The organism is Helicobacter sp. 23-1045, from assembly GCF_053654655.1.
This window is the reverse complement of sequence record NZ_JBSIUR010000005.1, coordinates 96,455-121,360: the sequence shown is the minus strand read 5'-3', so window position 1 is coordinate 121,360 and position 24,906 is coordinate 96,455. Positions and strand designations below refer to the sequence as shown.

28 protein-coding genes are annotated in these 24,906 nt (G+C 40.9%); 6 read left to right on the top strand and 22 right to left on the bottom strand.

What is annotated here, in order from left to right:
* The first annotated feature begins 108 nt into the window (after positions 1–108).
* A complete protein-coding gene (locus ACWIUE_RS06715) occupies positions 109–807 on the top strand; it encodes a hypothetical protein (protein ID WP_454135944.1) in 699 nt (232 codons plus the stop codon).
* Between the two features lie 352 nt (positions 808–1,159).
* Here ACWIUE_RS06715 and ACWIUE_RS06710 read toward each other — a convergent pair whose 3' ends face one another.
* The 13 genes from ACWIUE_RS06710 to ACWIUE_RS06650 form a co-directional block, all read right to left on the bottom strand.
* Positions 1,160–1,531, bottom strand: coding sequence for a bactofilin family protein (locus tag ACWIUE_RS06710; RefSeq protein WP_454135943.1), 372 nt, complete (start codon positions 1,529–1,531; stop codon positions 1,160–1,162).
* Complete coding sequence (locus ACWIUE_RS06705) at positions 1,435–2,382, bottom strand: M23 family metallopeptidase (protein ID WP_454135942.1); 948 nt, start codon at positions 2,380–2,382, stop codon at positions 1,435–1,437. The genes ACWIUE_RS06710 and ACWIUE_RS06705 overlap by 97 nt, the downstream gene beginning before the upstream one ends.
* 33 nt (positions 2,383–2,415) lie before the next feature.
* Positions 2,416–3,459, bottom strand: a complete 1,044-nt coding sequence (locus tag ACWIUE_RS06700) for a M23 family metallopeptidase (RefSeq protein ID WP_454135941.1) — start codon at positions 3,457–3,459, stop codon at positions 2,416–2,418.
* A complete protein-coding gene (locus ACWIUE_RS06695) occupies positions 3,398–5,452 on the bottom strand; it encodes a Mur ligase family protein (protein WP_454135940.1) in 2,055 nt (684 codons plus the stop codon). Before ACWIUE_RS06695 ends, ACWIUE_RS06700 begins: the two co-directional genes overlap by 62 nt.
* A 2-nt stretch (positions 5,453–5,454) precedes the next feature.
* On the bottom strand, positions 5,455–5,958 hold the full coding sequence (gene lptE, locus ACWIUE_RS06690; RefSeq protein ID WP_454135939.1) for an LPS assembly lipoprotein LptE: 504 nt from the start codon (positions 5,956–5,958) through the stop codon (positions 5,455–5,457).
* A complete protein-coding gene (gene leuS, locus ACWIUE_RS06685) occupies positions 5,955–8,459 on the bottom strand; it encodes a leucine--tRNA ligase (RefSeq protein ID WP_454135938.1) in 2,505 nt (834 codons plus the stop codon). The genes lptE and leuS overlap by 4 nt, the downstream gene beginning before the upstream one ends.
* Before the next feature lie 10 nt (positions 8,460–8,469).
* Positions 8,470–8,808 carry a DUF6394 family protein gene (locus ACWIUE_RS06680; protein ID WP_454135937.1) on the bottom strand — a complete coding sequence of 113 codons (339 nt, stop codon included), beginning with the start codon at positions 8,806–8,808 and terminating at the stop codon, positions 8,470–8,472.
* Between the two features lie 8 nt (positions 8,809–8,816).
* Complete coding sequence (locus ACWIUE_RS06675) at positions 8,817–8,972, bottom strand: hypothetical protein (RefSeq protein WP_454135936.1); 156 nt, start codon at positions 8,970–8,972, stop codon at positions 8,817–8,819.
* The gene (gene secF, locus ACWIUE_RS06670) at positions 8,953–9,924 is read right to left on the bottom strand and encodes a protein translocase subunit SecF (protein ID WP_454135935.1); all 972 of its coding nucleotides are present in this window, start codon (positions 9,922–9,924) and stop codon (positions 8,953–8,955) included. Before secF ends, ACWIUE_RS06675 begins: the two co-directional genes overlap by 20 nt.
* Positions 9,924–11,621, bottom strand: coding sequence for a protein translocase subunit SecD (gene secD, locus ACWIUE_RS06665; RefSeq protein ID WP_454135934.1), 1,698 nt, complete (start codon positions 11,619–11,621; stop codon positions 9,924–9,926). Before secD ends, secF begins: the two co-directional genes overlap by 1 nt.
* Before the next feature lie 22 nt (positions 11,622–11,643).
* Positions 11,644–11,934 carry a preprotein translocase subunit YajC gene (gene yajC / locus ACWIUE_RS06660; protein WP_454135933.1) on the bottom strand — a complete coding sequence of 97 codons (291 nt, stop codon included), beginning with the start codon at positions 11,932–11,934 and terminating at the stop codon, positions 11,644–11,646.
* 21 nt (positions 11,935–11,955) lie between these two features.
* Positions 11,956–12,087, bottom strand: a complete 132-nt coding sequence (locus ACWIUE_RS06655) for a hypothetical protein (protein WP_454135932.1) — start codon at positions 12,085–12,087, stop codon at positions 11,956–11,958.
* 290 nt (positions 12,088–12,377) lie between these two features.
* On the bottom strand, positions 12,378–12,713 hold the full coding sequence (locus ACWIUE_RS06650; protein ID WP_454135931.1) for a helix-turn-helix domain-containing protein: 336 nt from the start codon (positions 12,711–12,713) through the stop codon (positions 12,378–12,380).
* A gap of 102 nt (positions 12,714–12,815) precedes the next feature.
* Here ACWIUE_RS06650 and ACWIUE_RS06645 point away from each other — a divergent pair, with 102 nt between their 5' ends.
* From ACWIUE_RS06645 to ACWIUE_RS06625, 5 genes are all read left to right on the top strand, one after another.
* On the top strand, positions 12,816–13,295 hold the full coding sequence (locus ACWIUE_RS06645; protein ID WP_454135930.1) for a PH domain-containing protein: 480 nt from the start codon (positions 12,816–12,818) through the stop codon (positions 13,293–13,295).
* Positions 13,296–13,298: 3 nt separating this feature from the next.
* Positions 13,299–13,703, top strand: coding sequence for a hypothetical protein (locus ACWIUE_RS06640; protein WP_454135929.1), 405 nt, complete (start codon positions 13,299–13,301; stop codon positions 13,701–13,703).
* 3 nt (positions 13,704–13,706) lie between these two features.
* Positions 13,707–14,264 carry a tetratricopeptide repeat protein gene (locus ACWIUE_RS06635; protein ID WP_454135928.1) on the top strand — a complete coding sequence of 186 codons (558 nt, stop codon included), beginning with the start codon at positions 13,707–13,709 and terminating at the stop codon, positions 14,262–14,264.
* A gap of 8 nt (positions 14,265–14,272) precedes the next feature.
* Positions 14,273–15,178: a hypothetical protein gene (locus ACWIUE_RS06630; protein ID WP_454135927.1), complete on the top strand. Its 906-nt coding sequence runs from the start codon at positions 14,273–14,275 to the stop codon at positions 15,176–15,178.
* 220 nt (positions 15,179–15,398) lie between these two features.
* Positions 15,399–15,539 (top strand): hypothetical protein, encoded by a 141-nt coding sequence (locus tag ACWIUE_RS06625; protein WP_454135926.1) that lies wholly within the window; start codon positions 15,399–15,401, stop codon positions 15,537–15,539.
* A 127-nt stretch (positions 15,540–15,666) separates the two neighbouring features.
* Here ACWIUE_RS06625 and ACWIUE_RS06620 read toward each other — a convergent pair whose 3' ends face one another.
* The 9 genes from ACWIUE_RS06620 to aepX all read right to left on the bottom strand — a co-directional run bounded on the left by ACWIUE_RS06620 (position 15,667) and on the right by aepX (position 24,876).
* Entirely contained in the window at positions 15,667–15,789 is a 123-nt protein-coding gene (locus ACWIUE_RS06620) for a hypothetical protein (protein ID WP_454135925.1), read from the bottom strand.
* A gap of 1 nt (position 15,790) precedes the next feature.
* On the bottom strand, positions 15,791–17,092 hold the full coding sequence (gene nhaA / locus ACWIUE_RS06615; protein ID WP_454135924.1) for a Na+/H+ antiporter NhaA: 1,302 nt from the start codon (positions 17,090–17,092) through the stop codon (positions 15,791–15,793).
* A 36-nt stretch (positions 17,093–17,128) separates the two neighbouring features.
* Complete coding sequence (locus ACWIUE_RS06610; protein WP_454135923.1) at positions 17,129–17,314, bottom strand: hypothetical protein; 186 nt, start codon at positions 17,312–17,314, stop codon at positions 17,129–17,131.
* Positions 17,307–18,746, bottom strand: coding sequence for an O-antigen ligase family protein (locus ACWIUE_RS06605; RefSeq protein WP_454135922.1), 1,440 nt, complete (start codon positions 18,744–18,746; stop codon positions 17,307–17,309). Before ACWIUE_RS06605 ends, ACWIUE_RS06610 begins: the two co-directional genes overlap by 8 nt.
* Before the next feature lie 162 nt (positions 18,747–18,908).
* Positions 18,909–20,108, bottom strand: a complete 1,200-nt coding sequence (locus ACWIUE_RS06600; RefSeq protein WP_454135921.1) for a glycosyltransferase — start codon at positions 20,106–20,108, stop codon at positions 18,909–18,911.
* 79 nt (positions 20,109–20,187) lie between these two features.
* A complete protein-coding gene (locus ACWIUE_RS06595) occupies positions 20,188–21,240 on the bottom strand; it encodes a phosphonoacetaldehyde reductase (protein WP_454135920.1) in 1,053 nt (350 codons plus the stop codon).
* 42 nt (positions 21,241–21,282) lie between these two features.
* Positions 21,283–22,500: a phosphonopyruvate decarboxylase gene (gene aepY / locus ACWIUE_RS06590; protein ID WP_454135919.1), complete on the bottom strand. Its 1,218-nt coding sequence runs from the start codon at positions 22,498–22,500 to the stop codon at positions 21,283–21,285.
* A gap of 20 nt (positions 22,501–22,520) precedes the next feature.
* Positions 22,521–23,426: a TylF/MycF/NovP-related O-methyltransferase gene (locus tag ACWIUE_RS06585; RefSeq protein ID WP_454135918.1), complete on the bottom strand. Its 906-nt coding sequence runs from the start codon at positions 23,424–23,426 to the stop codon at positions 22,521–22,523.
* A gap of 154 nt (positions 23,427–23,580) precedes the next feature.
* Positions 23,581–24,876: a phosphoenolpyruvate mutase gene (aepX, locus tag ACWIUE_RS06580; RefSeq protein WP_454135917.1), complete on the bottom strand. Its 1,296-nt coding sequence runs from the start codon at positions 24,874–24,876 to the stop codon at positions 23,581–23,583.
* Positions 24,877–24,906 lie beyond the last annotated feature (30 nt).

The following is a 24,906-nucleotide window of genomic DNA, read 5'->3' as shown; positions in this document are numbered from 1 at the left end:
TGGTATCCTTATAAAAAGTGCGAATTATATCTAAATTTATGAGTTAGATTCTGCAATTCGCAGAATCTGCTATAATCACACTTTTAATTTTAATGTAAGGGAGCAACAATGAGACAAAAAATCAAGCAGATTCTGCTAAAAATGAAGTTAGGATGGGTGATTGCGCTAAAAAATCACATTTTGGCGTATTTGAATGCGGATACTCTAAAAGTGCCATATCCGCAAACTATGCGAATTAGCGCAGAATCTAGCGATGAAAATACGGCAAAAAAGGCACTTGTGCGGGAGATTTTATGGACGGAATATAATGAAAATATCGATAAAACTCTGCATAATTATTTTTTAAACAACAAGCACGAGGCGATTCATAAATGGTATGGGTATTTTGATGTGTATGAGAAGCATTTCTCGCGTTTGCGCGGGAGAGATGTGAATATTTTAGAGATTGGTATTCAAAATGGCGGAAGCACGAAAATGTGGAAGCATTATTTTGGCGTAAATGGCGCAAAGGTAAATATTTATGGCGTTGATATTGACCCCAGATGCAAAAAGATGGAGGATGAGAATATTAAGATTTTTATCGGTTCGCAAGAGGATAGGGGATTTTGGCGTAGTGTAAAAGAGCAGATTCCAAAGGTTGATATTTTGATTGATGATGGCGGACATACGATGCGACAGCAAATCGTTACTTTTGAGGAAATGTATCCACATATCAAACACGATGGAATTTATTGGTGTGAAGACCTACATACAAGCTATTGGAAGGCTTATGGGGGGGGGGGGCAGAACGCAAAACTTCTTTCATAGAATACACAAAACACTTAATTGACGAATTAAACGCATATCACGCTACAAAAAGCGATAATCTAAATATTACTAAATTCACAAATACCACATTTTCGATACATTACTACGATAGTATTATAGTGATAGAAAAGCGACTACGAGATAAAAAATCAGTGGCAACGGCAATTATAGGCGATGATAAATTTTGTTTTGTGTGAGATTCTGCAATGTTGCAAAATTCGCAGAATCTAGCGGAGATTCTGCGATATTTTCATATTAGATTCTGCGATTTTAGTAATTTTTCACACTAGATTCTGCGTTTCGCCCAAATTTCGCAGATCCAAGACAAAATCCCGCAAAATTCGCAGAATCTCTATTCGTAATCTTTTGCCTTTATTTTGCTCTCTCCAATAAATACGCCCTTTTTCTCTACATAAAGTTCGTTGCAGATGATTGTGCCTTCGATTTTCCCCTCCGGCAAAATCTCTATGAATTCCGAATCCACCACCCCTTTTGTGATACCGCCTACGATTACGCGCTGTGCGAAAATATCGCCATTTACAATGCCATTTTTGCCTACCATTACGGTGTTTGTCGAGTGGATATTCCCGTCAAACTCGCCATCTATGTGAATGTGGCACTCGCTATTTAACTCGCCTTTGATTTTTGTCCCAGCAGCGATGATTGTTGCGCCATTGGCGTGTGCTGCATCAAATTGTTTATCGTTTGAAGTAAAGATTGCCATGCTATGTTTTTCTCCTTTTTGAATATTATATCAAAATTTCCCATATTCCATTCCAAGAAATTTTTAGGATTGATATGCGCCCCTAAAAATCGCACTTCATAATGCAAATGATTGCCCGAACTCGCCCCTGTGTTACCCACATAGGCGATTAACTGCCCCTTGCGGACAAACTCGCCTTTTTTCACAGCGATACCATTTAGGTGCGCATAATAGGTGCGAAATCCAAAACTATGGTCGATTTTTACAAGCGTCCCATATCCGCCATTCCACCCGCTTTGCGCGAAATCCACCACGCCATCGGCGGTGGCATACACAGGCGTATCTTTATCCGCCGCCAAATCCGTGCCTGTGTGGATTTCTCGCGTGTTTGAAAGTGGGTGCGTCCTATAACCATAGGGCGATGAAATGCGCTTATATGAAGTAAGCGGGATACCATTTGGGATAAATTTCATAATAAAAAGTTTTTGTAACCCCGTGATACTCGCCGTCTCAACCCGCCCTTTTAATCCGTAACCTTCGCTTTTGCTAATGCCAATCTCGCCTTCTAACTCTTCGATTTTATCTGAGACAAGTAGCGTTTCTTCTTTTTTTGCCGTGATTTGCGCGGTTAAGTCGATGTGGTGGGAGACTAATTTCGCGTATTCATCTTGAATGTATTTGTATTTGTAATCAATATCCTTAATCTCCGCGGAGAATGAATACAGCACCACAAGCGATAAAAACGCCATCGAAGCGATGAAAACCGCAAGATAAATAAGCGAGTGCTTGAAAAATGCGTTGATATTGTAATATTTATATCCATACGGACTTGAAATCATCAAAATCAATCTATCATCAATCTTACTTTTCATTTTAAACCTTCTTGCCCCCGCCCTTTTTTCGCGCTAATTTTTCATTTTTGGCGCAGAATCTGAGAGCACCTTATGCGAACTAATCTGCACCATATCATTAAATGTCCATAGCAAACTATCCCAATTCACGATACTTGGCGCATTCATCATATCATCAAAGTTGCCAATATCCCACTTCAAAAACGCCTCCATATTCACCTTGCTCCCAAGAAAGCGGATATCGTAATAAAGCATATTTTTGTTGTTGTGCGTCCCGCTGTAACCGATGATTTGCCCCTTTTTCACGACATCGCCCCGCTTTACGCTAACCTTTGAGAGATGCCCATAGATTGAGTTGAAACCAAAAGTATGGACGATTTTGACAAATTTGCCGATGCCCTTTGTATCATTGCCCCGCGTTAAATCCACGATACCATCGGCGGCAGCGATGATGGGAGTTGATTTTGGCACTTCAAAAAGGACGCCGATTCGCTGAAATTGCGCTTTTGTAGAATCTTTTTGATTCGCAGAATCTGTGGATTTTTTCGCAGAATCTTTTGGATTTTTCGCTTCAGAATCTACGCTAGATTCTGCGTTTTTGCTTTTAAAAGGCGTAGAGTGCGGGATTATCTGTAAAATCATCTTTTTTTGCGCGAGCGTGAGCGTGCTAATGTCAAATGGATTTGTCTCTTTTGCCTCAATTATCGCATTTTTCATCGAGATGACATCCTCCAAATCCACGATTTTTTGATTTATCTCTTCTAAATGCTCTTTGCTTTTTTTAATCTCGCCTTTCAAAGCGAGATTTTCTTTATAAACTTCGGCGTATTTATCGAGCGTATCGTCCTTGTGCCCTTGCATACTTTTGAGCTCATCTGCCAAAAATCGAATGGTGAAAAACAGCACCACAGAGGCAATCACAAAAAATCCCACAAAATACGCAAGAACCTTTGTGATAAATCGATGCACATTAAACTGCCTAACGCCGTCATTATCGATGATTGAGATGATGAACTTTTCGCGGATATTTTTCATTTTAGATTCGCTTCGCCTTTGCAAAATCACGCATAAATGCCTCCACCACGCTAAAACTACCAAAGATTAGATAATTTTGCGCTGAATCCTTGATAGATTCTGCGCCACCAAACTCGCAAAATTTGATTTTTAGATTTGTCAAAATGCCCTCCAAAATATCCCTTTTTATAATGCGAGGATTCCCGCGAACAGGCAAAATCTCCACACGCAAAATATTATCTTTCAAAATGCCTAAAATTTCGCCAATATTTTTTTGAAAATAGCTATTATACACTAAAATCACTTTTTTGTCGCCCAAAAGTTGCTTAATCGCAAATGCGGCGTTTTCATTATGCCCCACATCGATTGTGATATTTGGCGAAATGCACTCGAATCGCCCGTGCAAGTCGAGCTTTGGGAGCGTTTTGAGATTCGCATTTATGCCAAAAATCTGCGTTGCTTTTAAGGCAAGGGCGAGATTCTGCGCCAAAAACGGGGCAAGATTATGCTTTTGAATGTAGGATTCGATATGAATTTCGTCATTCTGAGCAAGTGAAACGAGCGAAGAATCTCTATTTAGATTCTGCATTTTTTTCGTCATTGCGAGATTTGCCAAAGGCAAATCGTGGCAATCCAAATGGCGTGAATCTACGCTCAATTCGTCATTGCGAGACGATTTATCGCCGAAGCAATCCACAAAAGATTCGTCATTGCGAGATTCGCTTTGCGAATCGTGGCAATCCAAATTAAAATTGTCATTTTGAGCCGTAGGCGAAAAATCTCTATTTTTTTGAGATACTTCGCTTCGCTCAGTATGACAAAATGAAGCGTTTTTCGCAGAATCTAATAAAAATTCGTGCGAAGCACCCTTAATCTCGCCCACTTCGTGGTGCAAAAAATCGGATTCAAACGAGCAGTAGTGCGAGTGCCGATTTTTTGCTAGAAGCGGAGAAAGCGAGGCACTCCCCCTAAAAGCGAAAAAGCGGCTGCTTTTTGGCGCGTAGGGGGAGCGGGGCGGGGGGTGCAGCCCTTTTTGCGAAAAAGAAAGAGACTTTAAGGTGGGGTTTGGCGATGGATTCGCAGAATCCAAAAGAGATACTTCGCTTCGCTCAGTATGACAATTTAATTTGGATTGCTTCGTTGCACTCGCTTCGCTTTGTGCGCCTCGCAATGACGGCGTGGGGGCAGATTCTACCTTTTGTTCCCCCTCCCTTGCGGAGGGGGTTAGGGGGTGGGTAAAGTCGCTATTTACAAATTTCGCGCTACTATTATTTTGTGAATCTACCCACCCCCTTAATCCCCCGCGCGCATTTGGGAGGGAGAGAGAATTGGAGTTACCCTCCGCAAGGGAGGGGGGATTATTGTATTCACGCGAATCTAACGCAAAAATCTCCACTTCGTGCTTTTTTGCAATAGATTCTGCGATTTTTTGGACAATCTCATATTTTTGCGCACCCAAAAGCATTTTTGGCACTTTGTTTGGGTAAAAAACAGCATTTAATTTTGTCGTGGCGATTGCTTCTATCGAATCGCCCAAAATATCGGTGTGGTCGCAGTCAATCACGCTAAACACACACAAATCACGGCGCACAACGCTAGTGCTATCCAACTCCCCGCCAACTCCCGCCTCCAAAATCGCAAAATCCACGCCCTGCGATAAAAAGAGCGCCAAAAATGTCGCATACTCAAAATAACTGCATTCACTTGCAAACGCAAACTTTTGCAAAAATCTATGCGCTTTTGTGAGATTTTCATCACTCACAACGCCGTTATTATCGTAAAATCGCTCATTAAAGCTAAAAATATGCGGACTTGTAAAATGCAAGATTTTATAGCCACTTTGTGCCAAAATCTGCGCGATAAATCGCCCCGTGCTACCCTTGCCATTTGTGCCAAGCACTTGAATGACACGCTTTGGCGGGGCGATATGCGTTTTTAACTCCACATAAATGCGCGCAGAGCGGCTTTTATTGATTGTGCGATATTCTTGCCCTTTTTTTGTCATATAAATTTCAACTTCGTTTAGATTCTGCGAATCTAGCGCAAAATTCGCAGAATCTACCCTATTTTTCGCCATTTTCATTGCCAAAATGCCACTTGCGCGATGAATTTATCAATCGCGCTAATGGAGGCTTCTTTTATCGCGTTGAAGCGGGTTTCATCGGTGATTGTGGAGACGACATCGACAGGGAAGTCATAAAAGCCGTAGTTTTGAAATCGCCTTGCATTGCCGTTTTTGTCCGTGTAGTCAAAGCTCATAGTCACACTTGCGCGATAAAAGTTCGCAAATCCCGCGTCATTATCAGCGATTGAATCCACGCTAACGGCGGTAATCTCCGTGCGGATAATGGTGTCGGCACTTTCTTTATCCACAAGGCGCAAGTGAAATTTTTGTGCGATGGCTTGATTTAGCGCGTCTTTGGCGATTAGCGAGTTTTCAGGGTCGGATAGATTTACCACAGATTCGACATAGATATTTTCGCCAAGCGATTTTTTGACAAAATATGACATCGGGTAATATCCGCAACCGCTGAAATTTGTGGCAAAAATTATGGCGCAAATTAGTGAAAAAACAGCTCTCATTTTAGGACGAAATTTATTAGTTTATTTGGGACGATGATTTCTTTTGCGATTTGGGCGTTTTCAAGCCACTTTGCCACTGCGCTTTTTGCCGAATCTAAAATGACTTCTTTTGGAGAATCCGCGCTCACACTAATTTCAGCGCGGCGTTTGCCGTTGATTGAGACGGCAAGGGTGATTGTGTCGCTTTTTAGCGCGGATTTGTCGATTGCAATATTGCGAAAATTTTTGCAACCAAAATATTTATCGCTTAATTCATAGCAAATATGTGGGATTATCGGCTCTAAAATGTTTAGCAAAATGTAATAGGATTCATACCAAACTTTTTGCGATTCGGCGTTAGATTCGTTGCCCGATTCAGCCAAATCCATCGCAACCAGCGCATTTAACGCCTCCATACAAGCAGCAATAAGCGTATTAAATGGATAATCTTTATTGCTAAAAACGGCGTTGCTTTTTTGCAAAGCCTCATAAACCTTGCGCCGTGCGAGTTTTTGAGCGTCATTTAGATTGTCAAATGTGAGCGATTCAAAGTCCGCGTTTTTTAGCAAATCCAAATGCGAAGCGTTATTATAAAGGCGATTTAAAAAGTTATACGCGCCTTTTAGCGCGTCATCATTCCATTCTAATTCTTTTGTAGGTGGCGCAGCAAAAAGTATAAAAAGCCTTGCCGAATCCGCGCCATAGCTCTCAATAATGCTTTTTGGCTCAACGACATTGCCTTTGGATTTGCTCATTTTCGCGCCACTTTTTAGCACCATTCCTTGCGTAAGAAGCCTAGCAAACGGCTCATCAATATCTAAATATCCCAAATCCCTTAAAACTTTCGTAAAAAACCGCGCATAGAGCAAATGAAGCACTGCGTGTTCGATGCCACCGATATATTCATCGACATTTAGCCAATATCGAAGCGAATCCGCATCAAACGCGCTTTTTTCCCACAATTGGCGGGGCGTTGTGTAGCGCAAAAAATACCAGCTAGATTCAACAAATGTATCCATCGTATCAGATTCGCGCTCCGCGTCTGCGCCACATTTGGGGCATTTCACGCAAAGCCACTCTTTGTTTGACAAAAGCGGATTGCCCTCCGCACTAAAATCTACGCGCTCTGGCAAAATCACGGGCAAATTTGGCTCTTGGACAATGCCACATTTTGGGCAATTTATAAGCGGTATGGGCGTCCCCCAATATCGCTGCCTAGAAATGCCCCAATCGCGCAGTTTGTAATTTATCACGCGCCGTCCTAAATCGTGCGCTTCAAAATGCGCTATGATTTTCTCTTGCGCCTCTTTCACGCTTAAATTGTCAAACTCAAAGCTATTTTTTAGAGTGCCATTTGCCTCGAATCGATTGTCATTTTCGATTACATCAATGATTTTTAGTCCGTATTTTTTGGCAAACTCAAAGTCTCTCTCATCGTGCGCAGGGACGCACATAATCGCCCCGCTACCATAATCCATAAGCACGAAATTTGCCACAAAGATTTCTAACTTTTCGCCGCTCAGCGGGTGAATGGCGTGAATCCCTAACTTAATGCCGATTTTTTCTTTGCTCAACCTATCCCGCGCACTTGTGTTTTGAATGGCTTTAATCTCTGCGATTTTTGCCGAATCAATCGCATTTTTTTCAATCAAATGTCGCACTAGCGGGTGTTCAGGCGACAAAGCACAATAAGTTACGCCATAAATCGTATCAGGGCGCGTGGTAAAAACGGGCAGTTCGGTAAAAAATTCGCTAGATTCGCACAAATCCGCGTCATTATTTGCATTTAGATTCGCGCCAAAATCGCCCAAATCCCCAAAATCCAATTTAAAACTAAACTCCAAACCGCTAGATTTGCCAATCCAATTTTTTTGCATTGTTAGCACTTGATTGCTCCACTCCAAACGCCCCAAATCGCGAAGCAACTCATCAGCATAATCCGTGATTTTCAAATAATATTGATACATCTCTTTTTGCACCACAGGGCTATCGCAACGCCAACATTTGCCATCGATGACTTGCTCATTTGCAAGCACCGTCTTATCCTGCGGACACCAATTCAAAAACGCCTTTTTGCGATACACAAGCCCTTTGTCCCACATTTGGTGAAAAAACTCTTGCTCCCATTTTGTGTAAATATTGTCGCTTGTGGCAAATTCTCGTTCTTTTGAAAATGAAAATCCAAGCGATTGAAGCACTTTTTGCATAGTAGCGATATTGTCATAAGTCCAAGTTTTTGGGTGGAGATTGTGCTTTATTGCGGCATTTTCGGCGGGCAATCCAAACGAATCCCATCCGATAGGGTGAAGCACATTAAAGCCCATTTTGCGATAATGCCTTGCAATCGCATCGCCAATCGTGTAGTTCCGCGTATGTCCCATATGGATATTTCCGCTAGGATAGGGGAGCATTGAGAGAATGTATTTTTTGGGTTTGCTAAAATCACCGCTAGGCTCAAATGCGTTTGAATCAGCCCAAATTTTCTGCCATTTTTGCTCGATTATTCTTGCGTTGTAGCTCATTTTACGCCCTTTATTGATAATCTTTTGCCTTTGCGCTTTCGATTAAAATTATCATAATAGAAAACGCATTTGCCGCCAAAGCACCGATAGCAAGGGCATACGCCACTTGCAAGTCGCCCAAAATTTGAAACCACAAAAACGCAGGGATTAGATGAAAGTCCGCCACAATCGAGCTTGCAAAAAGCTCCGCGCTCAAAAGTTTGCGAGTGCCGATTCGCAAAGTCGTAGAGATAAAATTTATCGCCGCTGCCAAAAACAAAAGCACGATATTTGGCTCATACAAAAAGCCGATGGTTGAAGTCAAACTCATCAGCGTGAAAAATATAAAAAAGATTCTACCCCAATCCATTTTGCCCCCTAATTTTGGTTAGATTCTGCGAATCGCAAATCTGCGAATCGCAAATCTGTGATAAATTCGCGTGTGAGATTCTGCGAATTTAGCGAAAAATGCGCTAGATTCTGCGAATCAAATATTAGATTCTGCGATTTCATTTTAGATTCGCCCGCTTTCATACATTTTTCGCATTCGCTCTTTTTCTTGCGCTTTGGCTTGTTTTCGCGCTTCTTTTGCGTAGTATTCTTTTATGTCAAAGCCAAGCATTATGGCAAGTTTTGGTGCGACAAACATCGAGCTATAAGTCCCTACAATCGCCCCCACAAGCATTGGCAAAGTAAATCCTTTCAAAATCTCACTGCCAAACGCATACAAAATCGCAATCACAAAAAACACCGTTAGCGAAGTTAGCAAAGTGCGCGAGAGCGTGCGCGAAACGGCGTCATTTATCACTAATTTCACATCATTAAAGCTCCGCGCAATCATCTGCTCCCTGATTCTGTCAAAAATTATAATCGTATCGTTAATTGAATATCCAATGAGTGTGAGAAGCGCGGCAATCACATCTAAACTCAAATCCACATCAAAAAGCATTATCGCAGCCCCGCTAATCGCCACATCGTGGATTAGCGCGATGATACTAGCAAGGGCAAACCGCCACTCATAGCGAAAACTCACATAAATCATCATCGCAACAAGCGCGAGTGCAATCGCAATAATGCCCTTTTTGGCGAGCTCGCTACCCGCCTTTGGACCGACATTTTCGATTCGGCGAATCTCAAAGTCGCCCGTGTTTTTCAGTGTATTTTTCAGCTCATCATCGATTTTCACACTTGAATCTTGCACAAAAGCAAACTTTATAATAATCTCATTTTTCGCGCCAAACTCGGTGATTTGCGCGTCTTTGAAATATGGATTCGCACTTAAATCTTCGCGGATTTGCGATATTGGCGCTTCAACTTGCGCGTATTTTATCTGTGCCACGCTACCGCCGGCAAAGTCTATGCCTAAATTCACACCCTTTGTGAAAAATACCACCACAAGCGCGACAACAACTAGCGCACTTGCGATAATGCCATAATTGCTATATTTTACAAAATCATAAATTTTATCGTGTTTAAAAAAATCCATTATTTTGCTCCATTTTTAGTGGGATTTGTGGGGCGATTTTTAGTGCGATTCGTGGCGTGATTTGTGGATAGATTCGCGCTTTTGTCTTTTGGATTTGCACCTTTTGGATTATAATTTTTCAGGCGAATCCCAAACCAAAAATTGATATTTTTCGTATTATTTATTTTCTCGCCTAGCCATATATAAATGCCCTGTGTGCCGATGATTGCCGTAATTATTGACGCCAAAATGCCAATCCCCATCGTAACCGCAAAGCCCTTAATGGGACCTGTGCCATAGATATAAAGCAATAGCGCAATAATCAAAGTCGTATTATTCGCATCAAAAATCGCGCGTGTGGCGTTAATATAGCCAAATGAAATGGATTGCACGATATTTTTGCCACTGCGGAGTGCCTCGCGAATGCGCTCATTTATGATGATATTTGCGTCAATCGCCATACCAATCGTTAGCACAATCCCCGCCATACCGGGCAAAGTTAGCGTTGCGCCAAAAAGGCTCATCACAGAAATAATCGCCAAAATATTCACAAATAGCGCACTTACCGCAATCACACCGGCAAATCCATAATACACCACCATAAAAGCGATAATAATCCCAAATGCACCAAATAGCGCGATTAGCGATGATTTTATCGAATCTGCGCCCAAAGATGGACCAATGCTTCGCTTTTCTAGCAATTCTAATGGCGCAGAGAGCGCACCAGAGCGCAAAGCGATTGCGATATTTTTCGCTTCCTCCGCGCTAAAAGAACCGCTGATTTGTCCGCTGCCTCCGCCGATTCGCTCTCTTATCACAGGCGCAGAATAGACTTTGTTGTCTAACACTACTGCCATTCTCTTGCCGACATTTGCGCCTGAAAAATCGCCAAAGATTTTTGCCCCGATTGCATTTAGGCTAAAACTAATCACAGGTTGCCCCCGCTCATCATACGCCACACGCGCATCGGTAATCATACTGCCATCTAAAATGGGGATTTCTTTTAGCAAAATTTTATCATTTGATTCGCCACTGACAAAATCCACAAAAGGCAAAATCACATCGCCATAGCTACTTGCCTCCGATTCGCTTATCACGCTAATTCGTGCATTTCTATCCTCATCAACTGCCATCATTTTAAGCTGTGCGGGGCGGATAATCAAATCTAGTGCGTTTTGCTCTTCTTCTTGGCTTTTAATGCCGGGTAGTTGCACCAAAATATTTTCTTCGCCCTGCTTTGTAATGCTAGGCTCGGTAAGCCCGTAAATATCAAGGCGATTGCGAATCGTATCGATTGCTTGGTCGATTGCGGAGTTTTTGATTAAAATCATCTCTTCTTTGCTAAAAGAAATCTCATAAACCCCGCTACTCTCCGCAATTATAATGCCTTTGATATTATCTAAAAGTTTTTCTAATTCATCTCTTTGCGCTGAATCTAACAGCTCAAATCGTATCCCATCATCAAGCGTTTTTAGCGAATCAATAAGGATATTTTTATCGTGCGTCTCGTAATTTATCTGCGTGGCGATTAGCGAATAGCGCGATTTTATGGCTTCATTTGCATCAACGCCCAAAAGAAAATAAATGCCACCTTGCAAATCAAGTCCTAGCGTGATTTTATAGCCCTTCGTGTCAAAAATGGATGGGACACTAAAAATCGCGCCAAACACAAAAAGTGCCAAAAAAACAAGTGTGCGGGGATTAAAAAACTTTTTCATTGTGCTTTGTGAATCCTTTGCGCTATTTTTTGGAGTCCGCCTCTGTGGGCTCTTCCCACTTGTATGCGACAAATTCTTTTGCCAAGCGCACGATTGTGTCATCATTTAGTTTGATTGTGAAAAAGTGATTTTCAACTTTGACAACCTCGCAGATTAAACCGCCGTTTATGACGATTTTGTCGCCTTTTTTTAGGTTTGCAACCATTTCTTTATGCTCTTTTTGCTGTTTGATTTGTGGGCGAATGATGATAAAATAAAAGATTGCAAATAGCACGATTAAGGGCAGAAGTTGCACCAAAATGTTGTTATTCATAATGTGTCCTTTTGTTGATTTTTAGATTTTAAAAATGTGGATTGTAGCATTTTTAAATTTAAAAATAAATGATTTGCAAAATTTGTAAAATCCAAAATTCGCAAAATCGGCGGTAGATTCTACGAAATTGCGTGAATCGCAGAATCTAGCCAAATCTCTCCCCCTCCCTTGCGCGAGAACCCCACCCCAAACCCCTCCCGCAAGGGGAGGGGCTTTCTCTATCTCCCCCTCCCTTGCGGAGGGGGATTAAGGGGGTGGGTAAAAATCCAAAAAAATTTCGTCATTGCGAGAAGTCGCACTTTGGGCGACTTCGTGGCAATCTATTATTTTGTCATTCTGATCGAAGTACTTGTGCGTAGCGAAGAATCTCTTTTTTAAAAATTTTTGAGATATTTCGACTTTTTCAAAGTCTCAATATGACAATTTTAAGTAATTCGCAGAATCTAATCAAATCTCTCTCCACCTTCTCCAAGCAAAGCGCAAATTTCGCTCGAATCGCAGTCTTTGAAAAGCTCACATATCGGCACTTGCAGGGCTTTTGCAAGTTTGTAGATATGCTCCAAATTGAAGTGTTTGCCGTAGCGATTGCACTCGCAGTTTGAGTAGAATGCTACGGATTTTATGCCTATTTCTAACGCCAAGTCAAGCTGTGAAATGCCCTTGCCTTCGCGCAAGATTCGCACATTTCGCGCAAGATTTGCATAAAACCTTGCAATCTCATCGCCACTCGCATTGCCGAAATTTTTATTGCTGAAATTTTTGTCATCTTTGTTTTGCAAAATTTATCCTATGGGATTAAGAATTTTTTAAACTTTACAAAGATAAAATGCGCTTTTATATATCCTATGGGATAAAATTTTGAGAAAATAAGGAAATGAAAAATGGCATATAGTGAGAAAACAAATATTGATAGAATGGTGTATCGCGCTAAAATTAGCGGGTGGATATATTTTTTACCTACTATTTTGATATTTTTTGGGTTATTGTTAATTTTTGCCACTAACAATTCACCAAGTGGTTATAATTTGGCAAGTATCGGTGCGTTGCTTTTTATTGTAGGCTTATTTATTTTGGTTAGACGATTCATTTATGTGCGTTTTACAGAGCTTTACATAACGCAAAAATTTACCATAGCAAAATATGGGCTGATTCGGCGTGAAACGATAGAAATGCTAAATAGCAAAGTAGAGAGTATAAGAGTAAATCAAGGCATACTTGGGCGGATTTTGAATTATGGAAATATCATTGTAGTGGGCGCAGGTGGTAGCTCATCGCCTATAAGATTCATAGCTGAACCGCTAGAATTTAGGCAACAATTACTCTATGTGCAAGAGAATAATGAAAATACAAATAAGGGGTAAAAAATGAAAAAGTTAATTTTAATGTTTTTAATGTGTGGATTTTTAGCCACACAAGGTTTTTCATATCAATTTAATGTAAATACTAAATATGGCAAGTTGCAACAAAAATGTATAAAAGAAAATGATACAAAAAGTTGCAAGGCTGTTTTAGATGATTGTTTGATAAAGAAAATAGGCAATGCTTGTGAGGCTCAATATTCAATAGCTATAATTGGTTGGCTAGGAAGCAAAAACCAAGATGAAATGCTGTTTGGGGCTGATTTAATGAGTGCTGCATATAAAATAGGCTGTAAAGAATTAAAACATAAAAATACCTGCAATATTGACAAGCATTTTTTAAATGAAATTGTTCATAAAGCATCACCTGAATCTAGCGACACTATCAAAAAACTTATACACGGAGAATAAAAAATGAAAAATATTGCGTTTATTTTGTCCTTGATATTTACTAGCAATTTGCTTTATGCGGATAATTATCAGGCGTTGCTAAAACAAGGCGAAAAATATCTTAATGCGCATAAAGTTGATAAAGCTATCGAATCGCTTGAAAAAGTATGCGAATCAAAACAAGCCAAAAAATCATACAAAGCAAAATCTTGCGAGTTGTTAATGACTATATATTCAGGTTACTTTGAATATACGGGGCTAAAACAATATAGTGAAATAAAAGATGACGAAAAGAAAATAAAATATGCGACTATGGGTTGCGATTTTGGCAGTGCTACTAGTTGCTCAAATTTGGGCTATTGGTATAAAAAGGGCGATGGCGTAGAAGTAGATTTAGATAAAGCTACAAGCTACTATATCAAAGCTTGTGAATTGCAACCAAAATTGCATTGTAATAGTTTGGGCGTTTTTTATGAATTTGAACTAAAAGACATAGAATCTGCTTTGCGAGTTTATAAAAAAGTTTGTCAGCAAAATAAAATGTGCGCTAATTATGAGAGATTGAGCGACAATCTAAAATAGGGGATTGTATGAAAAAAATTAGTCAAATAGTTAGCATTGCGCTATGTGGAATATTTTTTAGTGGGTGCGTGGAATTATTATATAGCGGAATAGCACTAGGTGTCGCAGGAATCGTGGGAGCAGGATATGGCATAAATTATGCGGTAGAAAAATCCAAAAAAGCCACAGCGCAAGAGAAAATAGATTGCGAAAACTTTGAAGGTGCAAATTTAGCGAAATTGGAAAAAGATATGATTGCTTACAAATCTTACAAACGCAACATTAAAATATTAGATGAGAAAAAAGGCAAATTATCAAACGAGTTTTCAGATGAGTTTTATTGCAATGTGTTAGAAGTAACTAGCACCACAGCGAGCGATAAGTTATTCGCCGTAAATGGCGGTGGAGTAAATGATTTTAGTGTTAAAGTTACAAAAGAACTATATACCGCACAAAAAACCAAAGAAGGCAAAGTGATAGAAAAAGATATAAAAATCACCGCCTATTCGCTAGAAAAAGTATCGGGCGTTTATTATGATGGGTATATTTACAAGCCCGATTCGCTATATATCAAAAAAATGCGCAATCAACACGAAAACTTTAAAAAAAATTTAGAGAACAATTTTAGAAATAATCTGCCTTGCTTTGAACTCAATCGCAAGAGATATTGCGATGGCGATTTGGTAAATATATGGGGCGGAATGCAAATGTTGCGAGTAGTTGAATCAGGCTATGGAATGGTTGATTATAGGCTCTATTTATATGGAGAAGGACAGCCTGTAATAGAAGCAAGTTATGACTTTATGAAACAATTTAAAATGAATCCGCCAGAAGTCATCGGCAACCACGACTTAAATAGAGAATTAGAAAAAAGCGAAGTGCCATCGGAGCGCACTTTAAGATTAAGTGATATAAAAACTTTTAAAGAGTGGTAAGGATTTTAATTTGGTTATCATTGCGCGAATCTAGCTTTTAGATTTGCGTGATTTGGATTGCCACGAAAATGCTACGCATTTTCTCGCAATGACGATTTTTTCACGCTGTCATTGCGAGGCAGTTTGAGCGATAGCGAAAACAACGAAGCAATCCACTAATGAGACTTGTAAATCAAAGGCGAATCGCTTACTTTGGGCGAATCTAAATGTAAATAATTTATTGATTCAAATTTGGGACATTGATTTTATTTTTCTTTTAGATTCGCGTGGTTTGGATTGCCACGAAAATGCTACGCATTTTCTCGCAATGACGAAATTATGGCAATTCGCTTTAATTTGGATTAGATTTTGTGAATCGTAGAATCTAGACTTGTATTAAAACGATTTTCGCACGAAATCGCAAAATCTAATTCACAAAATACCCACCCCCTTAATCCCCCTCCGCAAGGGAGGGGGAGAATTTGAAATATTTCGCTTCGCTCAATCCATTAGGATTGCCACGATTTGGCGTTGTCAAATCTCGCAATAACGAAAAATCGCACTAGATTCTGCGAATCGCCCAAATTTCGCAGAATCTCGCAAAATCCCACATTAGATTCTGCGATTCGCATTTTACGATTTTTTTCTATGCTCTACGATATGCTCGATGATTAAGAAAAGTGAGCCTAAAATCCCCGCCGTTAGCGAAGCGATGATGATTGAGAGCTTCGCTAAATCCGTGCTTGGGATATTATTTGGAAATGAAAGATTTGCCACGAAAATCGCCATCGTAAAGCCAATCCCCCCTAGCATACCCGCGCCAAAGATATTTATCCAGCTCACAGATTCAGGCTTTTTGGCGATTTTGATTTTGTCACAAATGAAGGTAAAAGTCGTAATGCCGATTGGCTTGCCGATGACTAGCCCCAAAATTATCCCAAGCATTATGTGGTCGATGTGAAAGTTTATGTCGCTACTTATCGCCACTCCCGCATTCGCAAAGCCAAAAAGTGGCATAATGAAAAAGTTACTCCACGGCGCGATTGCGTGCTCCAAGCGTAAAAATGGATTTTGCACGGCGTTTGCATTTTTGATAATATCGTGTGCGCACTCCATCTGCTTAGCGCAAAGCATAAGATTTTCTCGCTCTTTTTCTTTGCCTAAAAAGCGCGCCACAGCGTCATTTACCGCCACGCCAAAGGACTTGCTTTCTATCTTTGGGCGCACGGGGATGGTAAATGCGAGTGCCACAGCGGCGATTGTAGCGTGTATGCCTGTATTATGCACCGATAGCCACAGCAAAACGCCCACCGCAAGGTAGGGGAAAAGTGCGCGAATATCAAGCTTATTAAACAAAATCAGCACCAAAAGCAACCCAAGCGACAATCCAAACCACATAAACGAAAAGTCGCTCGTGTAAAATAGCGCGATTACGATGATTGCGCCCAAGTCATCGGCAACCGCAAGCGTTACCAAAAAGACTTTTAGCGCGACAGGGACGCGTTTGCCTAGCAACATCATAACGCCAAGCGCAAAGGCGATGTCCGTTGCCATCGGTATCCCAAAGCCATTTTGAGACGCCGTGCCAAAGTTTAGCGTGAAATAAATAATGCCCGGCGCAATCATACCGCCAAGTGCCGCAAACACGGGGAACGCCGCCTTTTTAAAGCCGACTAACTCGCCAAAGAGAAATTCTTTTTTGATTTCAAGTCCCACCACAAGGAAGAAAAACGACATCAAAATATCATTTATAAAGTGGTGCAAACTCATACCGATGAAAGTTTCGCCGATTTTCACGCCCACAGGTATCTCCCATAGGTGAAAATATCCGCTAGATAAAGGCGAGTTTGCCACTATCATCGCCAAAACCGCGCACACAAAAAGTAGCACACCCCCCGCAATCTCACTACCAAAAAACGCCTTAATCTTACTCATAAACTGCCTCCAAGAAATGTAAAAATGGGAATTTTATCATAAAATACGACAGATTCTGCGAAATGTGTGGGAGATTTTTGCAGAATCTAGTGTAGATTCTGCGATTTTTGCACTGAGATTCTGCGATTTTGTGCGATTTTGGCAGAATTTAGTGTAGATTCTGCGAAATTCACACCAGATTCTGCGAAATTCACGCAAATCGCAGAATCTAAAATCACTCACAAGATATTTTGCGCCACATTAGTCCTATTAAAATGCCCTGAATTATAAAAATAGTCTCCAAAATATTATGATAAAACCCATCAAAAAAACTCTGCGCACACATTCCGCACACAAAAATACACAATCCCAATCCTATAAATTTTGTTTGATTATCGCTTGTCTTAATCGCCCTTGTGCCACTATAAAACAAAAATCCCTGCAAAATCGCAATACAAAGCAATCCAATAATGCCATAGCACAGCGCAAGACTTGCGACAAAATTATGCGGATGATTGTATCCATTTTGCTGATAATTTGAATTTTCATTTGAGAAAATAATATATGAGCGATTTTGCGGATTGTATAAATTATAATAATGCCATAAATATTCGCCCACTTGAAATGGACCTACAATATGCGGTTTGAATGGATTATCCCAAAATGCCAAAAGCGTGGATTTTGTCATATTTAAGCGAGAAAGTGTGGAGTGGTCTAAATTGATTTCGCTAAGTCCGTTTTTCGTGCTTTCTTCCTCGCAATCTAACCATTTTGCACCAAAGCAAAGCGGGTCATATTTCCCCATCTCAACGGGCGTAGTTTGCCACACTTCGCTGACATTGCTAATAATATTATAGGCATTATACCGCATCGGCAAATCCTTGCTAAAATGCAACAAACCATAAATCGCAATGTTTGAAATCCCCAAAAACGCAAGCAAAATCCACTTTTTATAATGATATTTATAAACAATAAATGGCACAAAAATCATCACACCAAACGCCACAAAAAAACTTCGCTCACCATTGCCAATCATCGCCACTATGCTAAAAATAAAGCACAGCACAAAAATCCATCGCCATAAATTTTTACACACAAAAATCCCCGCCAAACTTATCGCAATCGGCGCTAAAATCCAAATATTGTAAGTAAAAATCGCCTTAAAGAAAAATGGAATATTTTGGACAAAACTCTCGTGATAAAATCCATTTTTGCTAATCAAATAACACATCGCAATCACATTTACCACGCACATCAGCGCGAAAAAATGCACCGCCCTCCACGATACTTTTTGACTTGCATATTTGCCAAAAAAATAGCACAGGCAAAATAGCGCAAAATATCCCACAATATGCTGATTTATCGCTCTAAGCAGTGCGCCAAAATTCTTTGGCGGCAATACGGAGTTAAAATAAGTCATAAATCCAAGTGCAATCAAAATCCCAATGCAAACCGCTGGAATTCGCAGAATCTGCCAATCTTTTTTAGAAAATCGCCTAAAATTACACAGCACAAAAATCGCCCCAGCGATGAAAATAAAACTTTGCGCGCGAAAATTATTCAAAATTTTGCTAACGCCGATAGCATAGAAAAATATACCCACGCAAAGCAAAGTCAGCACAATAATCTCATTATGATTTTTTATAAACTGCAAAGTGCGTTTTAGATTATCCAAGCAATGCTCCCAAAATGAATTTTATGAAAATTGTATCAAAAATTTAGTGATTTTTCACCCATTCGCAGAATCTGTTTTAATTTGTCATTATGAGCGAAGAAACTCTGTCATTGCGAGGCGCAGAATCTAGCGCACAATTTTCGTCATTGCGAGTCGCAGAATCTAATGGATTTTTTCGCTAGATTCTGCGATTTTTCGCAATAATTCCTCCCACTTCTCCATCACCACTTCTTTGCTAAATCTCTCCCCCACAAGCCTTTTTGCTTCACCTCCAAATGCAATGCGCTTAGATTCATCGCTCATTAGCTTTATCAAATGCTTTGCGTAAGCCTCCAAGTCATTATCGCTCACCAAATAGCCACTTTTATTATGCGCGATAATATCGCTAGGTCCTGTGGCAATGTCAAAAGCAATGCAGGGCAAAGCGTAGCTACTCGCCTCCACTAGCACCATAGGGAAGCCCTCAAAGTGCGATGCCATTGCATAGATACTTGCTCCCAAATATTCGCGCTCGATTTCTTTGGTAAATGGCTTTAAGATTATAGAATCTTGCAAGTTTAGGGATTTGATTTTGGATTGTATCTCGCTTTTTAGGACACCATCGCCTACGAGGACTAACTTCCATTTGGTTAGGTTATCTTTGTCATTCTGAGTTTTCGTAGAAAACGAAGAATCTCTATTTGTAGATTTTTGAGATTCTTCGCTACACTCAGAATGACAAAATGTGTGGCTAGTATGACAATAGCTTTGCACCATTCCCCAAATATCAATCAACCGCAAAAAGCCTTTTTGGTCGCCATTATCCATTCGCCCCACGCTTAAAACTACTTTTTGCGCAGAATCTGTGCTTTTTTGCGGGATTTGTGGCAAAAAGTTTGGGATTACAAAGACATTTTTATGATATTTTTGCCAGATAGAGAGTTCATTTTTGCTTAAAATGATAAGTGTGTCAAACATATCATTTCGCTTATTATATTTCGCAAATCGCAAATGATGCAATTTAAGATATTTTGTCCGCTTTCGCCTAAAAAACGGCGCATAAGTCCAATCATTTGTGATAATCATATCGGCGTGTTTGTATCGCATCCATATCTTAAAGCTGATGAAAATCTTATGAAAATTTTTAAAATACAGCTTCAAAAGTGGATTTTTGCAGAATCTATCTCGCATACTATTTTCATCGCACTCATACTCAAAAGAACACTTCGTTTTTATAGCATAAGGCAGGGATTTATGCGCCCTATAAAAACTCAAAATTTCGACATTATGCCCAGATTCTGCGAGGGCATTTGCGAGATTGACGCACACGCGCTCCGCCCCGCCTGTGATGGAAATGTCATTTATAGTGAGTAAAATTTGCATTTTTGTCCTTTTTAAAGGCGCGATTCTAGCACAAAATTTGCCATAATCGCAAATGAAAATACAAGTAGATTCTGCGAATTTATAGATTTTTTAAGATTGCCTTTTTCGCAGAATCTATATCAAAAATGCCGTTTTTTGCGCGGGGGTTTAGCGTGGCGAAAATCTCATCGATAAATGCCAAATCTAGCCCATATTTTTTTGGATTTGTAGAAATTTCTAGCTTTTCAAAAAGATTTAAAAGTCGCGCCCTAAAAGGCGATAAAAGCGCGTTTGCATTGCTTGTCTTTGGCAGACAATCTAGTAGCAAAGGCAGACTAAAACTACACGCCAATCCGTGCGGAGTGCCAAAACGCATAGTAAGCGGATAGCTTAGCGCGTGTGCTAGGGCGGTTTGGGTGTTAGAAAAGGCAAGTCCTGCATACATACTTGCTTGCATTATGTTGCTTCGCAGGGGGAGTGAATCTAGATTCTGTGTCAATGCCACCAAATCACGCAAGATAATTTCTATCGCATTTAGCGCGTAATGCGTGGATATGGGATTTGCGCTTTTGTTCCAAATAGATTCAAAGCTATGACTTAGCGCATCAAGTGCCGTGTGTATGGTGGTTTCACGGGGCAGACTTAGCGTCAAGCGTGGGTCATAAATCGCCTCTTTTGGATAGAGAATTTCATCGCTTAAAGAATGCTTGATAAAGGCGTCATTATCCCAAATAGTCGCCCAGTGTGTGAGCTCGGAGCTAGTGCCAGAGGTAGTCGGCAGAGCATAGAGATATTTAGGTTGCGATTTGATTATAAAATTCCCATTTTCAAGCACACTATCCACGCTTAAAAACTTCGCGCTATCAATTACGCTCCCTCCACCAAGTGCGATAATCGCATCAAATTCTGCCAACGCAGATTTTATCCCCTGCAAATGCTTTAATTGCGGATTTGGCGTAATCTTATCTACAATGCCTATAAGTTGCGTCCCTAGCGCGTTTGCGATTTTTTCACTTAACCCTCTTTTGCTAAATCCCTTGCTTGTAACGAGCAAAAACCTAGCACCTTGCAAACGATTCGCCACGCTTTTAACCGCTTCTAAATAATCCACGCCAAAACGGATTTTCACGGGATTAAAATAAGTAAATTGCATTTTGTTCCTTAAAATAAGCCTAAATTTAACACGCTTTAAAATTTAAACTTCTTTATCATTTAGCCACGCACTAAATCGCTGTCCCACTTGCTTTGGCGTGATTTTAGGGCGTCCTAAATCCTTTTTGCTCCCCTTTGCAATGTCAAGGTAAATAAAATATGCCCCGCCATTTTGCGCCTCTAAAAATTCGCCCAAAATTTCGCTAAATTCATCTAAATTTTGCGCCCTTTTTGCCACTTCGTAGCCACAGGATTTTGCGATTGCCACAAAATCCACAAATGGCGAGAGATTAAACTGCCCACCCGTGCTATCGTGGCTTTGATTATCTAACAAAATATGGCAGAAATTGCCCTTGTTTGCGCACCTTGCATAATACGCATTGCCGACAAGTGCGCCAAGTCGCATTAAAAGCGCACTATCGCCATCGATGGCTATTATTTTTTTATGTGATTTTAGCGCGATTCCAAGCCCTAACGCGCTTACACAGCCCATAGAGCCTACCATATAAAGCTGATTTTCTTTGTCGCCTAGCTCGTATAGTTCGCGCCCCGCTTTGCCTGTGGTGGCGAGTAGGGCGCAATTTTGCCCTAGATTTTGAATGATTTGCAGAGTTTGCAATCGTGTGGGTTTGGCGTCGTGCCTTATTTTGTCATTCTGAGCCGTAGGCGAAGAATCTCTATTGTTTTGAGATATTTCGCTACGCTCAATATGACAAAGTATAGGCGAATTTGTCAAAGCGACTTTTTCAAAGCAATGATTTCGCACGATAAAAAAGAAACTTTTATTAGATTTTAGCACGGCTTTTGCGTGGGATAATTGCTGTTTTGCCACTTCAAAATTAGAAACCAAAAATGCGCATTCTATCTCGCAAGTTTGCAAAAGTTTATCGGTGATTTTTCCTAGCAATTCGTGCTGTGGCTCATCGGTATTTTCTCCACTATCATTTGGCTCACCACGCAGGGAGATAAAGCCAAGTATAGGGATATTAAAAGTGTGATTTAGGCTTGTAAGCGGGGATAGCGCATTGCTTAATCCGCTGTTTTGCATTAGTACCACGCCAAAATTTTGCGATTCATTACAAAGCGAATTTAGGCTTATTCCACTTGCGATTGCCACCGCCTCGCCTTCATTATTTGCCATTATAAAGGCATTTTCATTGATTGCCCAGTTTATCAGTGGTGCAAGATAGCTACACGGTACACCCGCAAAATCGCTAAATCCTAGCTTTTTTAGCTCCGCTCCAAAATCCTCTGTCCGCATTTTGCCCCTTTTTTGAAATGTTAATTTTTTATTATTGCTATGCTTAGATTGTCGCCTATGGGGAGTTTTTGTGCGTTTGATAAGCCACATTCACTCATAAACTCGCTCACTGCTTCTCTCACGCCCACATATCCAGCCGAAAAATATTCGTGGGCTAAAATCACGCCACCGCGCACCATTTTGGGGTAGAAAAATTTTAGCCCCGCCAAAATCGGCTCGTATAAATCCGCATCAAGATTGACAAAGCAAAATTTCTCATTTTCTAATCCATTTTCTGCGCTTTGTGGAAACCAGCCCTTTTTTATCACACATTGCTTTGGGTAGGGCATTTTGCCTAGCACGAGTTCTACGCTTGTGTTTGAAAAGTGCTTTTTGCCTAGACTTGCGCCCATTGCGCCGTCTTTGCTTTGAGCCAAATCTTTGTCTTCAAAGCCCTCAAATGTATCAAATAAATACAAAATTTTGTCCTTGAAGCATTCATTTATACGCCGTGCAAAATCCCCACGATAGACGCCTAGCTCTGCGACATTGCCTGCTAGATTTTGTGCTTTTATTTCTTTGGCGAAATTTTCTAAAAATATTTCTCTTGCGCGAACGCTTAGCTCGATATGGCTCACATCGATTTTGTCCCGCGCTATGCCTAGCGATTCAAGCTGTGCGCGGATTTCATAAAATCCCGTGAAAGTGCCGATGACAATAGAATCAAAATCTAGTTTTTGTAGCACTTCGCTTGGGTGGATTTGAAAGGTTAATGGCGCACTCAAAGCACTATTCCCCCCCCCCCCGTTAGAATCTAGCGTTATGCTAGAATTTGCTTTTAACGGGTCGTTATCAATAAAGCACAAAATTTGCTCGCCCTTTTGGGCTAGATTTTGCGCGATTAGCCGTCCGCAGTTGCCTGCACCGAAAATTACGATTTTACTCATAGCATTTCCTTTAAATTTTAAATTTTTAGTTTTACAAGTTTTCGCTTGTGAATCTAAATTACCCACCCCCTTAATCCCCCTCCGCAAGGGAGGGGGAGATAGAGAAAACCCCTCCCCTTGCGGGAGGGGTTTGGGGTGGGGTATTTTTAATTTGTCATATCGTGCCCGGGATTAGTGAGAGAATCTCTTTCACACTCATACATTGCCCCTCCATCTCCGCGCTTCTGTCATTTTCCAAAATCCCCTGTGCGACTTGCTTCATCGCTACAAAACTAGCTCTTAGCAAGTGATTTGCATAAATAATGATATTTGCCCCCGCTTCGCCAAGTTCTTGCGCGGTGATTTCGTTGAAACTTGTCGGCACGACTACGATAGGCGTTAGCGTATTTTTGGCGCGAAATTTGGCGATAAACTCTAAAATCTCATTTGGGCTTTTGTGGCGCGAGTGTATCATTATCCCATCAGCCCCCGCATCGACATAGGCGAACGCCCGATTTAGCGCGTCCTCCATTCCTTTATCTAAAATCAGCGATTCAATCCGCGCGATAATCATAAAATCCTGCGTGATTTGCGCATCTTTGCCCGCGCGAATCTTGTCGCAAAAGTCATTGATATTATCTTGCGTTTGCGCCACTTCATTGCCTAAAAGCGAGTTTTTCTTTAATCCTGTCTTATCCTCGATGATACACGCACTAACCCCCGTGCGCTCCAAACTCCGCACTGCAAAGGCAAAATGCTCGATTTTCCCGCCCGTATCGGCATCATAAATCAGCGGTTTTGAGGTTACCTCAAAAATCTCATTTATCGTATTTAGGCGACTTTGTAGCTCCACTGCTTCGATGTCTGGCTTCCCGCGCGAAGTAGAATCAGTCAGCGAACTACTCCAAAAGCCATCAAATTCGATTTTTGTGCCGTTTTGATTCACAAAGGCATTTTGCGCGATGAGTGCCGAAATAGCCGAATGGGTTTCGATAAATCGCAATGGTGTTTTAGCGTGAATCAATCGGCGCAGTAGCGATAATCTAGCATTAGTGCTAATGCCTATGGCACGGGCATTTTCGTTTAGCTGTGTGGAGCTAATACCCTGCGTGTAATGTGGCTCAACTAGCTCCCCGCAACCTAGCTCATTTAGCGTATCTATCACATTTTGGCGGGTTTTTGCCTGTGCGCCACTTTGCCAATCATCGCCGTGAATGACAAATGCGGGTCGTAAAGCGCGGATATTGCCCTCATAGCTTAGTGTGTCTTGCGGGATTACTCTATCGATTAGCGCGATAGATTCTAGCACGGCTTTGCGTTGGTCGTAGTTCATATAGGGTAAGCGTTTGTAAGAGGCGATTGCCTTGTCTGTGAGTAGTCCCACGACTACTTCGCCACGCACTTTGTCAGCGTAATCTCTGGCGATTTTTAGGATATTGATATGTCCGGGGTGGATTAAATCCGCAGACATTGCGACATAGATTTTAGGTTTGTGATTAAA

Coding starts and splice junctions, on each gene's coding strand:
- ACWIUE_RS06715 (WP_454135944.1), top strand. CDS start 109: ATGAGACAAAAAATCAAGCAGATTCTGCTAAAAATGAAGTTAGGATGG.
- ACWIUE_RS06710 (WP_454135943.1), bottom strand. CDS start 1,531: ATGGCAATCTTTACTTCAAACGATAAACAATTTGATGCAGCACACGCC.
- ACWIUE_RS06705 (WP_454135942.1), bottom strand. CDS start 2,382: ATGAAAAGTAAGATTGATGATAGATTGATTTTGATGATTTCAAGTCCG.
- ACWIUE_RS06695 (WP_454135940.1), bottom strand. CDS start 5,452: ATGGCGAAAAATAGGGTAGATTCTGCGAATTTTGCGCTAGATTCGCAG.
- lptE (WP_454135939.1), bottom strand. CDS start 5,958: ATGAGAGCTGTTTTTTCACTAATTTGCGCCATAATTTTTGCCACAAAT.
- leuS (WP_454135938.1), bottom strand. CDS start 8,459: ATGAGCTACAACGCAAGAATAATCGAGCAAAAATGGCAGAAAATTTGG.
- ACWIUE_RS06680 (WP_454135937.1), bottom strand. CDS start 8,808: ATGGATTGGGGTAGAATCTTTTTTATATTTTTCACGCTGATGAGTTTG.
- ACWIUE_RS06675 (WP_454135936.1), bottom strand. CDS start 8,972: ATGAAAGCGGGCGAATCTAAAATGAAATCGCAGAATCTAATATTTGAT.
- secF (WP_454135935.1), bottom strand. CDS start 9,924: ATGGATTTTTTTAAACACGATAAAATTTATGATTTTGTAAAATATAGC.
- secD (WP_454135934.1), bottom strand. CDS start 11,621: ATGAAAAAGTTTTTTAATCCCCGCACACTTGTTTTTTTGGCACTTTTT.
- yajC (WP_454135933.1), bottom strand. CDS start 11,934: ATGAATAACAACATTTTGGTGCAACTTCTGCCCTTAATCGTGCTATTT.
- ACWIUE_RS06645 (WP_454135930.1), top strand. CDS start 12,816: ATGGCATATAGTGAGAAAACAAATATTGATAGAATGGTGTATCGCGCT.
- ACWIUE_RS06640 (WP_454135929.1), top strand. CDS start 13,299: ATGAAAAAGTTAATTTTAATGTTTTTAATGTGTGGATTTTTAGCCACA.
- ACWIUE_RS06635 (WP_454135928.1), top strand. CDS start 13,707: ATGAAAAATATTGCGTTTATTTTGTCCTTGATATTTACTAGCAATTTG.
- ACWIUE_RS06630 (WP_454135927.1), top strand. CDS start 14,273: ATGAAAAAAATTAGTCAAATAGTTAGCATTGCGCTATGTGGAATATTT.
- ACWIUE_RS06620 (WP_454135925.1), bottom strand. CDS start 15,789: ATGCGAATCGCAGAATCTAATGTGGGATTTTGCGAGATTCTGCGAAAT.
- nhaA (WP_454135924.1), bottom strand. CDS start 17,092: ATGAGTAAGATTAAGGCGTTTTTTGGTAGTGAGATTGCGGGGGGTGTG.
- ACWIUE_RS06600 (WP_454135921.1), bottom strand. CDS start 20,108: ATGCAAATTTTACTCACTATAAATGACATTTCCATCACAGGCGGGGCG.
- ACWIUE_RS06595 (WP_454135920.1), bottom strand. CDS start 21,240: ATGCAATTTACTTATTTTAATCCCGTGAAAATCCGTTTTGGCGTGGAT.
- aepY (WP_454135919.1), bottom strand. CDS start 22,500: ATGCGGACAGAGGATTTTGGAGCGGAGCTAAAAAAGCTAGGATTTAGC.
- ACWIUE_RS06585 (WP_454135918.1), bottom strand. CDS start 23,426: ATGAGTAAAATCGTAATTTTCGGTGCAGGCAACTGCGGACGGCTAATC.
- aepX (WP_454135917.1), bottom strand. CDS start 24,876: ATGTCTGCGGATTTAATCCACCCCGGACATATCAATATCCTAAAAATC.